Origin of the sequence: Runella sp. MFBS21 (genome assembly GCF_029433105.1) — a bacterium.
In the GTDB taxonomy this organism is placed as follows: domain Bacteria; phylum Bacteroidota; class Bacteroidia; order Cytophagales; family Spirosomataceae; genus Runella.
Window position 1 is genome coordinate 453,406 of record NZ_JARNTW010000001.1, and the last position, 12,571, is coordinate 465,976.

7 protein-coding genes are annotated in these 12,571 nt (G+C 40.4%); 2 read left to right on the forward strand and 5 right to left on the reverse strand.

The features are described 5' to 3' along the window. Positions 1–8 precede the first annotated feature (8 nt). The 4 genes from P1X15_RS01825 to P1X15_RS01840 all read right to left on the reverse strand — a co-directional run bounded on the left by P1X15_RS01825 (position 9) and on the right by P1X15_RS01840 (position 4,753). Positions 9–1,445 carry an alpha-L-fucosidase gene (locus P1X15_RS01825; protein WP_277336432.1) on the reverse strand — a complete coding sequence of 479 codons (1,437 nt, stop codon included), beginning with the start codon at positions 1,443–1,445 and terminating at the stop codon, positions 9–11. A 57-nt stretch (positions 1,446–1,502) separates the two neighbouring features. Continuing rightward, a complete protein-coding gene (locus tag P1X15_RS01830) occupies positions 1,503–1,979 on the reverse strand; it encodes a GNAT family N-acetyltransferase (protein WP_277336433.1) in 477 nt (158 codons plus the stop codon). Positions 1,980–2,039: 60 nt separating this feature from the next. Then, entirely contained in the window at positions 2,040–3,464 is a 1,425-nt protein-coding gene (locus P1X15_RS01835) for a glycoside hydrolase family 125 protein (protein ID WP_277336434.1), read from the reverse strand. Between the two features lie 281 nt (positions 3,465–3,745). Further along, positions 3,746–4,753 (reverse strand): hypothetical protein, encoded by a 1,008-nt coding sequence (locus P1X15_RS01840; RefSeq protein ID WP_277336435.1) that lies wholly within the window; start codon positions 4,751–4,753, stop codon positions 3,746–3,748. Between the two features lie 257 nt (positions 4,754–5,010). Here P1X15_RS01840 and P1X15_RS01845 point away from each other — a divergent pair, with 257 nt between their 5' ends. Further along, positions 5,011–5,679, forward strand: coding sequence for an MCP four helix bundle domain-containing protein (locus tag P1X15_RS01845; protein ID WP_277336436.1), 669 nt, complete (start codon positions 5,011–5,013; stop codon positions 5,677–5,679). 10 nt (positions 5,680–5,689) lie between these two features. Here P1X15_RS01845 and P1X15_RS01850 read toward each other — a convergent pair whose 3' ends face one another. Beyond that, a complete protein-coding gene (locus P1X15_RS01850) occupies positions 5,690–9,175 on the reverse strand; it encodes a VCBS repeat-containing protein (protein WP_277336437.1) in 3,486 nt (1,161 codons plus the stop codon). A gap of 393 nt (positions 9,176–9,568) precedes the next feature. Between P1X15_RS01850 and P1X15_RS01855 the strand changes: the two genes are divergently transcribed. Then, positions 9,569–12,571: a SusC/RagA family TonB-linked outer membrane protein gene (locus P1X15_RS01855; RefSeq protein ID WP_277336438.1), complete on the forward strand. Its 3,003-nt coding sequence runs from the start codon at positions 9,569–9,571 to the stop codon at positions 12,569–12,571.

A 12,571-nucleotide genomic window follows, 5' to 3' on the forward strand; every position in this document is an offset into this window, starting at 1 on the left:
AGGCTTTTTTATTTCGTGATTTTGAAGACCCACGCGTAGCTATTAGGTATCTTTTTTGCCAATTTTTCGGGGATTTCTACTACCACTTTGCCATTTTTGATAGACCATTTAAGGGTTTCCTTTTGGCCTAACAACGAAATTTTGGCAGTCTTACTCAAGTTCAAATTAGCGATTTCAAGATGAGAAGGAATCGTCTCGTTTTCGTCGGCACAATAAAAAGCGTAGGTCGTATTGTCATCTTTGTGAGTAAATACCATTTTGCCTTGTTTTCCTAGCTGATTGTCGCCACGGGTTTCATAAATCGCTTCGTTGTTGATTTGCATCCATTTCCCGATTTCTTCCAGGCGTTGATAGGCTTCTGGGTGAAAATCTCCTTCGGGACTTGGAGCGATGTTGAGTAATAAATTTCCGTTTTTCGATACTATATCGGCCAAGATATGGATTAATTTTCGGGCTGACTTGTAGTTTTCTTTTGGAATATAACTCCATGAGTCGCCCATTGTCATGCAGGTTTCCCACGGAATAGGCATGTAGTGGTCTGGAATTTGATGCTCGGGTGTTACATAGTTTTCAAACTCTCCACTCACGGTTCTGTCTACTACCAAAAGCCCCGGCTGATGTCCACGGGCCATTTTAGCAATGCGACCCATGTCAATGTCTTGGTCAAAAGGAATTGATTTTTGCCAAGAAATAGTCGTATCTATTGAGCTAAAAGGACGCACCCAGCCGCCGTCTAGCCACAAGATGTCCATCTTGCCATAGTCGCTCATGAGTTCCTCAATTTGGTTGTAGGTGAAGTTTTTGAAACTTTCCCATTTTTGAGGATATTTCTTTGGATGGTATGAAGGATTGCGGTCTTTTGGGGGAAAATAAGACCACCAATAATCGTTGGTATTCCAGTCGGGTTTGGAGAAATACGCCCCAATCATAAAGCCTTCTTTGCGAAAAGCTCCAAATACTTCTTTGGCGACATTGCTGCGAGCGTTGCTTCCGAAGGGAGATTTGGTGATTTTATAATCGGTATATTTTGAATCAAACATACAGAAGCCGTCGTGGTGTTTCGTAGTAAAAACCACATATTTCATACCCGCATTTTTGGCGGCACTTGCCCATTTTTCGGGGGCAAATTGGGTGGGATTAAAGGTGTTTTTGAGATTTTCGTAGGCTTTTTTGTATTCGTACCAATTGTCTTTGTAAGGGCCACGGCGCTCGCACCAGCCTTCGTCTTCGGGGCAGAGGCTCCAGCTTTCTACAATTCCCCACTGACTATAAACACCCCAGTGCATCAACAGCCCAAATTTTACATTTTGCCATTGATTCAGCTTAGTCTTTACTTGGGGGTCAGACGGGACTATATACTTATCGTGGTTTTGCTCAGAATGTTGTTGAGCAAAAAGAGAATAACTTAGAAGAATGGTCAATAAAGTGTAGGCGTACTTTCTCATTATTTAGGTTGATTGTGATGCTAATTAGGTGTCATTGGTGGCTTCTAAGAAAATCCTTTATAATCTCAGTTCCATTTCGTCGGTTGTGAGCCGAAAACCAAATTTTTCATAAATGGGTTGGCCATCAGAAGTTGCATGTAGCGAGATTCGTTGGTAGCCGCGTTGTTTTGTCTCTTCAAGGATGTACTCAAATATTCGTTTACCTATGCCTCTTCCACGCCACTCGGGAAGTGTATAAATATTAAGGATATAGGCAATTTTTCCATCTTGGAGAGTATAACCTGGCACGATCTGAAAAAAACAAAGGCCACTCGTTGCTATAATCTGGCCATCAACTTCGGCTAGCCAAGCCACAAAGGTGTCGTTGGCTATGTTTTCCTTAAAGTAATTTTTTAGAGAAGTGTGCAGCGTTTCGTCATCGATTTGGCGAGTTTCTAAAGGCTGTATTTCTTTTAGGAAGGCTGTACGTAGACGTATCAGGGCGTCGATGTCGTCAGGGGTGGCTTTTCGAAAAGTGGTTTCTTGCAAGTTCATTTTCTAAATCAGCAAAAGATATTGCCAAATATTAGTTGGATAAGTCTTGGAAGCTCTTTCTTACAATTGTTGTTTTAAAATGTGAGGTCTTTCGCGTTCGATTTTGAGCAAAAGTTCGCCAAACAAGGTATTGGCCCAAGCAAACCATTTACGGGTAAACTGACTTGCATTGTCTTTATCGAAAGATTCGTGCATGAAACCCGTTCCAGCATGGGTATTTTTAAGGAAACGCAACTGCGCCAAAATCTCAGTATCGTTGGTTGATGTCATCGCTCGCATGATGATACTCATCGGCCAAATCTGATTCACAAGCGTGTGTGGACTGCCAATGCCCTCGGCAGCTTTTCCTTTGAAAAAATAAGGGTTAGAGTCGCTCAGAATGAATTTGCGGGTATTCTGGTAGATTTTATCATTAAGATTGACCGCCCCAAGGTAAGGTAAGCTCAATAAATTGGGGACATTGGCATCATCTTGAAAAAGACAATTCCCGAATCCATCCACTTCCATGGCGTAGATAGGGCCAAACTGTGCATGATTGATGATGGCATGTTTCTTAATGGCTTGCTCAACCTCAGTAGCAAAAGCACGACATTCGTTGGCAAATGTTATGTTTTTATAAACTTTGTCCGCGATTTCGGCCATTTGGCGAAATGATACCACGGCAAACAAATTAGAAGGAATCAAAAAGGGGTACTGAGTGGCGTCATCTGATGGTCTGAAGATACTGTGAATCAGTCCATTGGGTTTAGTATTGTTGCCATAACCATTGCCGGGTACAGTGTCAGTAGACCAAGACGTCGTGCGACCAAAACGATATTTCCCACGGTTTTTAAAACGCTGTTGTTCGCGGCAGGTTTCGATGATAAGCTGTGCAGCTTTCAGCCACTTATCATCAAAAACGCTTGTATCTTGGGCAGTTTTCCAATAATGATATGCCAATCGAACCGTATAGCAAAGTGAATCAAGCTCCCACTTACGTTCATGTAGTTCAGGCTTCATATCGGTATGGTCTTTGAGCCATTCGCTGTGGCCTGGGCCATCGTTGAAAGCATTGGCATAAGGGTCAATCAATATACATTCAGTTTGGCGATTGACAACCCCCGCAATCAACTGCTTTAGCTTTTCATCTTTAGTAATGAGAGGTAAATACGGCCATACTTGCGCGGTGCTATCGCGAAGCCACATCGCATGAATATCTCCCGTAATCACAAAAGTATCGGGGCGACCTTCCTTGAGTTTGAAATGAACTGTAGTATCGAGGGTATTGGGAAAACAGTTTTCAAACAACCACGCCATTTCCGTATCCTTTATACTGCCCTTCATACGTTCGATAGTAGCTTCTATTGCTGGGCTATTAAACTTACGTTGGGAGGAGGGAACCCGCACTTGTGGAAAATCGCTAGCAAAAGCTGGAGATTTGACCAGAAATCCCATACTTACCAATGATGATGTTTGAAGAAATTGACGGCGGTTAAGTGGTTTCATGAAGTTAAGAAAGGTTCGATAAGAGCGAAATAGTGCAAATAGACATATTCTACTTGTAAAAATGATATAAAAAACTTGATATTCAAAAAATATTTTAAAATATAGGTGCTTGAAAAGAAAAAAATTAACAAAGTATTTTAAAGTAATATGTAGAAACAAATCTACATCCCTAAATTTAGTGATAACCTATGTAAAGAAGGACTTATCAGAGATAAATGTATTGAAAAAAGTAAAGGCGCCACCTGCTAGGTAAGCGCCTTTATTCTTATTTGAGGGGAGGACTATTTGACTTCAATCGTAATACTTGCGTCTTTTTGTGGTTTGCACTGCCAATCGCCTTGACACCTCACAAAATAAGTAGTAGTAGTTTCGGGATAAAACCGACGTTCGTTTCGGGCAGAGTAACTAAAACGTTGTAGCAATATCTTATCGCCTCCTGGAGACTGAGCAAACCATTCTAAAGGTCCTTGTGAGCCATTAACTACGGGACATCCTTCGAAGTACAACAGCGCCTCTTCTCCTTTGTTAATGGTAGTTTTAGCGGCAGTTAGCGTTGGTATAGGTACGTTGCAAGTGCTACATTCTTTTTCGCGGACTACAATATATTGTACATCGGGCGCAAAATCAGATGCTTTAAAGAAATAACGTGAAGACCAACTTCCCGACGAAGCATTTTCTAAGACGATTCGGGTGTTGTCGAAAGCTTGCGTACTAGACAAGCTTACTTCTGAGCATTTGACTTGGTCGAGCTGTAATGAGTAGCCTTTACGGAGTGCTACTTTATATTGTCGGTTGCTGATGATGTTTACGTAGCTAGAATCTTCTTTGACCGTAATTTCGTAAGGAAAAGGCTGTAAAGTGTCGGCGAAAGGAAGGTCTCGGTCTACGTCGTCGCGGTAGTTGATGTCCGTAAATCGAATAGCTGCTCGGGGGGCGTTTCGATCAACGGTAGTACCCTTGGGACCTTCCCATATGATGCGAAACTTACGAGAGATGACGTTTTTATACTCATATGGGCGTTTTACTAATTCGCAAGGATTGGTGATTCCGCCTCTATAAAACACCCCGTACACCAATGTCGAATAATAAAGACTATCTTTAGGGTTGAAGAATCCGCGTTCTAGGTTAGTTTCTTCGCTCAGACTGAGGGGCGTTTCGGATTCACATTGGCCTACTGTCGCGTCTATTTTTTCGGCACTGTGTTTTTTCTCTGTTGAAAGAAATTGCTTTTCGCAGCTCACCAATCCAACCAAACCAATCAGTATTACTGCTTGTATCCACTGTTTCATGCTCACTTCTATAAAAATGGTTTTTACAAATATACGGTGAATCTTTATAAAACGTTTTCGCTATCTTGAATCTTCTCTTGAGCCAAAACTTTAATGGATGTTATTTAAGACGAAAAGCAGCAGTGCAAAAATTTTATGTATATTTGATTAAAAAAATCCAAGTCAATCTCAATAGTATTCCAAAAAAGCCTCAGTAATGAGACTGTAGGCTAAGATAAGCGTTAGTTTTTCATCGTTAAAACTTAATTTTTCAAGAAATGAAATGGGCATACAACCTCCAACAAAAATTTAAAATAGCCCTCTTATTGAGCGTTGTTTTTATTTCTTTGTTTATCAAAAATATGATTGATAAGCACAATATTACCACCTTGGGGGAAACTTTTTCATCAGTGTATGAAGACCGTTTACTGGCCGAGAGTTATATTTATAAGTTTTCGGCTCATCTTTATCAAAAGAAAATTCTTATCAATGAATGCTCCTCTAATGCTGATATTGCTCAGTATAAGAGTATGCTGAAGTTTCATGATAATGCGATTGAGAAATTGATTCAGGATTTTGGACAAACCAAGCTGACCCAACAAGAAGCCCTTGTTTTTTCAAAATTTAAAAAAACACTTCAAGAAAACCGCCGTTTGGAGGATACGCATTTGTATCAGGTTGATTATGAAACCCATATCAAAGAGGTAAGGTCTGTCTTGAACAAGTCCTTCTTGGCGACTTCTAATCAACTGAATGAACTCTCAAATATCCAGCTCTTAGAAGGCGAGAAACTGAATCAGACCTCGAAAAAAATCGTGGTAGGTTCTGCGACTGAAAATACGTTTGAGCTTTCCCTATTGATTATTATCGGTGTTTTGGTGCATGTTTTGATTTTTACTTCAAATGCCTCCTTGCCCAAAAAACCACAAAACTCCTCTTTAAATTAGACGTCTATTATTAACGGTTCTCAAACACTTGAACCTTGTCCTTGTTTTTTGCTAGAATAAGGCGGAGTTTTCCGTGGCTACTTTTTAGCTTACTCATTTGGCGTACTTGACCTTTGACCCTAAATCCTGACTGAGCGGGCCCAACAACTTCAAATGTGAGCGAATTATCTTTGTTTTTTTTCCTCCCACGAAGTACTAAGCCTTCATTTCCGTCGTATCGACCTAGTTCGGGAAGAACATCAAAAAAATTGCCAGCCAGTAAAATATCAAGCTGCTGGTCGTGGTCATAATCTAAAGTAGTAATCCCGAAAATGGGCGAAAACTGTGCGGGCATTGGTAATATTTGTATCGCAAAGTTGCCTTTGCCGTTGTTGATAAGTAAGACACTATTAGTCTGATAAACTATTTTTTTCTGAACACCTTGCATCTGTTCGCTCGTAAAAACTTCCTCAATGGTTTTGCCCCCATAATCTTGAAAACGGACAAATCTTTTCTTGATATCTGGCAAAACTTTTTGCAAATCAGACTTTAGCACCATAGGGTACGTTTTGCCGTCAGGATTATAGCAAGTAATGATTTGCTCAATACTTCCATTACGGTCAAAGTCATTGACATACAGCTCAGCGGGTTGGTTTTCTGAGGCGTGTAGTTTTGAATTTTTGCCTAGATTGCCCACAATAAAATCAGTGTCTCCATCTTGATCTATGTCGGTGGCATGGAGTCTATTCCACCATCCTTCCGACATGGGGAGTGTCTGACGGATGGATTCTGGAAAAGAACCTTTCTGATTTTTTAAAATACTAATAGGCATCCAATCTCCTACAATAATTAGTTCAGGAAAATTATCCTTGTCTAAATCTTCAAAATAAGCATCCGTCACCATCCCAAGGTGGCTATCGGGAAGAAGGCTTGAAGTTACGTCTTTGAAAGAAGGTTCACCACGTAAATTCTTGCCCTCGTTTCGTAGTAAATAGCTACGAGGGTTGAGTCCATATTGGCCAGAAATCATTCGGGTACCTACAAACAAATCTATGTCGCCATCATGGTCAAAATCAGCCGCCGCTACACAGGAACCATTTTCAAAAACAGACGGTAAAGCCCCTTGCGCAAGAGTAAAGTTGCCTTTGCCATCATTGATATATAGTAAATCCGCTAAAGATTCCTGACCAGTAGGAAGTTCATTACCTCCCGTCACTACGTACAAATCGAGGTCTTTGTCTCCGTCGGCGTCAAAAAATAAAGCGGCAGTTTCGTCAGCTGGAGAGGGCACTGAAAATGTATTGACCGAACCCTTGACAAACTTACCTTGTGAGGTTTGGATAAACAATCCTCTTGGCTGTCCGGCTCCGCCACCGATGTAAGTATCATCAAGGCCATCGCCATTGACATCTCCTACTGCCAATGCCGGCCCTTGGGTAGAATACATCTGTTTGAGCAATCCATCGCGATTATAGTCTACAAAGTTGTTTTCTTGGTGCACAAAGTCAAGCCCCGAAGCTGTCGTTATGTCTCGGAAGGGCGTTGTAATAGATTTAGGATAAGTAGGTTTCCAAATACTTTGGGCGTCGCTATAACTAAGCGTTATGTCAGTGTCGGATTTGATACTTTTTAGAGTTTGAGTACGGTCATCAGGCCATATTATTTTCAAAGAGTCGATCAGTGGCTGGTTGCCTAATCCAAACACCATCGTGAGGTCACTCGAAGACTGAAACCCACGACTGGGCATTTGCTGGAGGTATTGTGTTTTTTCTTTTTGGAAAATGTATACTTTGGCCCCAATACCACTAAGGTTTTTTGGGCTTCCTTTAAGTTTAACCCTCAAAAAATGGGGCTTGAGTTTTTCGATGGTATTGTTTTTTAAAATACTTAGTTCACTATTGTTGTTATTGATTACCAAATCCAAATCACCATCATTGTCTAAATCCCCATAAGCGGCTCCATTAGAAAAACTAGGCTCACTCAAACCCCACAAATCTGTTTTGTTCTCAAATTGAAGATCCCCTTTGTTGCGGAAAGCAAAATTAGGAATGGGGGTAGTAGAAATCATATCAACAAACTTATGATAGTCAAACTGCATCTTTTGCTCAATCATCGCTTGGATATTTCTTTTATCTGACAAAAAGGCTACGTAATCTTGGTCAGTTAAGTTTTTTACAATGCCGTTGGCAATAAACAAATCTTTGAGGCCGTCGTTGTCCATGTCAAAAATAAGAGCTCCCCAGCTCCAGTCCGTGGCGTGTACACCCGCCAATTGCCCCACTTCTGTAAAAGACGGCGCGGAGATAGAAGGAGAAAACGGTACATCGACACCTTGGTTGAGATGAAGCATATTGCGCATATATTGATGCCAGTAGCCTTGTTTTTCTTTGAATTGGGTGAGTTCATAGCCCTCAAAAACAGAGGTCGTTTTGAGCCGCTTGTCATCACTTGGCAGCATATCGGTGACGAAAATATCAAGCAACCCATCATTGTTAATATCCGCAATATCAGCTCCCATCGAAGATAGGCTAATATGTGGCATACTTTCTTCAAGGGTTTCTTTGAAGGTGCCATCGCGTTGATTGATATAAAGATAATCGCGCTCATAAAAATCATTAGAAACATAAATATCAGGCCAATTATCTTCGTTGACATCGCCGACAGTAATCCCTAATCCAAATGCAATCAAACTTCCATAGATCCCGGCTTCAGCCGATACATCAGTAAAGATGGGTGAAGCCTTATTGGAGCTTGGTTTGCTCATTGAGTCAGCTTTGCCGTTATTATTTTTGACTTGAATGGTTTCGTTCCTAAAGAGCTTATGTCCACCCATAGGGTCGCGGTCTTGTCGGAAATTTTGATATTGTAATTTGTCTACAGGAATGAAGCTATTGTTGAGGAGATACATATCTAAATCTCCGTCTCTGTCATAGTCAAAAAAAGCGGCATGGGTCGAAAACCCACCGTCTGCTAAGCCGTATTCAGTGGCTTTGTCTATAAATTTAGGAATTCCATGGGCATCTAATCCTTGATTGATAAACAGCTCATTGCCTCGATTATCGTCTTTGACATTTCCGGCGTTGCAGACATAAATATCCATAAGCCCATCGCCATTTACATCGGCAAAAGTGGCGCCTGTGGACCATGCTTTGGTTCCACCTACCCCTGCTATAGACGAAACGTCTTCAAATTGCCAGCGTTCAGATGCATTTTTGCCTTTGTTAAGGTAGAGGTGATTTTGTTCGAAATTGGATGTCACGTATATATCCGCCCATCCGTCGTTGTTGACGTCGCAGATAGCTACCCCCCCCCCATTATAGAAATTTCGGTAATTAAAAATATTTAATTCCTTTTTATCCAGTAACTGATTTACAAAAGTCACTCCTGTTTGGGAAGAGGGTAATGATTCAAAGAGAGTGTCTTCAGGTAAATGTTTACAACTAAGGAGCAACATTACGAAGGCAATAATCAAATAATATTTATGAGAGGCGGAGTGTAGCATTCGATGACACGACATTGGACAACAATTTATTTCATTATCAGAATCTTAAATGTCTTTTAACGACAACGTTTATAGACTCCGTTGGTATTCTTAATCTTCCAAAAATAGCTCTATTAGACAAAGTAGAAGCTTCTTTTGAGGTTTGAAACAAAGATACTCTTAAAATAATTAAACCGTAAATACTAGAAAATGCTTTGGGTTATTATAAACAGATAATCTGACGATTCTAAGATTAATTGGCAATATTTCTGAATAAACTCTTTGAAAATTATTTGCACTGTCTTTATATATTTTTGTAGCTTTGCCTGCTAGAAGTAATTCTTTAGTCAAAATAATCCTATTTTTAAAATATTTGATTAAAGGAAGAGGTCTATTTGTAATTATTTTATTAATCACTTAAAATTACCTATGATGAACAACGCTTACCAGCTAAGTCGTCCTAAAAAAATGGGACGACAAATAGCAGCTATTCTTTCTGCTGCTTTGATGGTTGTGGGATTGCACTTCGGTGTTCAAGCTCAAGAAAAAATGATTACGGGTACTGTTAAAGGTGCGGATGGCACAGGCCTTCCGGGGGTAACTGTGCAAGTAAAAGGGACAAACAAAGGAACACAAACTGAGGTCACTGGTGAATACAAAATCAGTGCAGCACCAAATTCTACTTTAGTCTTTTCCTTTGTAGGTATGAATACTGAAGAGATTCAGATTGGTGACAAGACCGTCGTCAATGTAACGATGAGCGATGATACCAAAGCGCTTCAAGAAGTAGTGGTAGTGGGATATGGTACCGTAAAGAAAAAAGATGCAACGGGAGCCGTAAATGCTATTGGTACTAAAGACTTCCAAAAGGGAGTGGTAGTATCGCCAGAGCAATTGATGCAAGGACGTGTAGCAGGGGTTCAAATCACTCAGTCGAGTGGTGAGCCAGGTGGTGGTATCAACGTACGTATTCGTGGTACATCTTCTGTATTTGGTGGCAACAACCCCTTGTTTGTAATTGACGGAGTGCCTTTGGCTGGTGACAATACCTCATCAGATGCAAGTGCTTCAGGAGTAGGCCGTCAGGCTGCTAAAAACCCCTTAAACTTCTTAAACCCTGATGAAATTGCAAGCATCGACATCCTTAAGGATGCATCTGCAACAGCTATCTATGGTTCTCGCGGTGCCAATGGAGTAGTCTTGATTACGACTAAAAAAGGTAAAGGTAAAGGAACATTGGAGTATGGGTATTCGCTGGGAATGAGCAATATCACTAAGAGATACGATTTGCTTTCAGCGGCTGAATTCCGTGCCGCAGGGGGGCAAGATCAAGGTGGTAGTACCGACTGGCAAAACGAATTGTTCAGAACAGGTTATACCAATCAGCACAACTTAGCTTATGGAGGAGGAGATGCGAGTGGAAATTACCGCTTTACGCTTGGTTTTTTAAACCAACAAGGTATCATCAAAGAGTCTGATATTAAGCGTTATAGTATTGGATTTAATGGTTCTAAGAAATTTATTCAAGATCGATTGACCATTTCAAGCAATATCAATATTGCTAACAACCAAGATGCTAACGTGCCTGTATCAGAAAATATCGGTTTTACAGGAGATTTGCTGGGCAATATTTTGAAAGCGAACCCAACGCGTTCTATTTACAATACCGATGGTACATTTACTCAACCAGGTGTAACTGAACCCAACCCATTGGCATTCATTGTTTTATCGCAAGATAACACCAATTCACTTCGTGCTTTAGGTAATATCAACGCTGAATTACAAATTTATAAAGACTTGAAATTTAAAACTGTGGTTGGTTTTGACAAGTCTTTCTCTTCACGCAAAGCGGCTTATTCGAGAGATTTGGTAATTGAAGGTAACGGTGGTATTGGTAGAGCATATGTGGGAGATATTGAAACTGACAACAAATTGTGGGAAAACTACTTTACATATGATAAAGAAATAAATGGTATTTCCATAAATGGATTGTTAGGGTATTCTTATCAAAGCTTTAGCCGTTCAACTAAAAATATCTCAGCGGCTAATTTCCGTACTTCAGATTTGAATTTGATGCTCAATAACCTTGCTTCTGCAAATGCTGGTAAGTTTGGTAGCAATGTGATCAATAACTCAAGCTCAGAAACTGATGAACTCCAGTCTTATTTTGGACGTGTAAACGTAGGTATTAAAGATAAGTATTTGTTGACTGCTACATTGCGTGCTGATGGCTCAACCAAATTTGGGGGCAACAACAAATATGGGTACTTCCCGTCGTTTGCAGCTAAGTGGAAAATCATGAACGAAAGCTTTGCACCAAAAACTCTTTTTGATGATTTGGCACTTCGTGTAGGTTATGGTTTGACTGGTAACCAATCAATCCCTCACAATTTGTATGACCGTCGTGACCGCTATAGTGGCTGGGGAATCAACCAAGGTGCTGATAACATCGAAGGGGGTGGTTTGAATGCCGTAGCTTTCAACAACCCTAACTTGAAATGGGAAACCACTTCTTCTATCAATATCGGTTTGGATTTTGCTATCTTGAAAAACCGTATCTCTGGTACTATCGACTTTTATCAGAAAAACACAAGAGATTTATTGTTTTACGTAGTTTCGGCACAGCCTGCACCTACTCCATTTACATGGAAAAACTTGGATACCGATATTGAGAACCGTGGAGTAGAAATTTCCTTGACTGGAGCGGTAGTTGATCAAAAAGATTTTGGTTGGGAAGTATTATTAAATGCAGGTTTCAACAAAAACTTAGTTAAAAACCTTAATGGGGTATTTGATACTGGTGAAATCAACGGACAAGGTCTTACAGGAGCTTTTGCACAACGTATCGCAGCTGGTCAACCTTTGTTTGCTTATTTCTTGCGTGAGTTTGGTGGGTACGACGAAAATGGTAACTCTCTCTATCCTAATGGTGACTTCCAACAATTCTTGAATGGCAAAAGCCCACTACCTACTGCTACTGGTGGTTTGACCAACAATTTCCGTTATAAGAATTTTGATTTGAGCTTGTTTTTCAATGGTGTATTTGGTAATTATCTTTACTCTAATACCGAAAACGCCTTCTTTACCAAAGGTTCTTTCGCCAATGGTCGTAACGTAACCAAAGATGTAGTATCAAGCAAAGAAGGTCCACTCAATGCTCCTGATGTTTCGACTCGTTTCTTACAAAAAGGCGATTTTGTTCGTTTGCAAAACTTGAATTTGAGCTATCGTTTCCCACTTCAAAGCAAAACGATTTCAAATCTTCGCGTATTCTTGACAGGCCAAAACCTAATGACTTTCACTAAGTATACAGGTCAAGACCCTGAAGTAAGTACCAACAAGTCTATCAATGGTATTCCTTCGTTTGGTATTGACTATACGGCGTATCCAAGAGCAAGAACTTGGACGATTGGTGCTAATATTTCTTTCTAA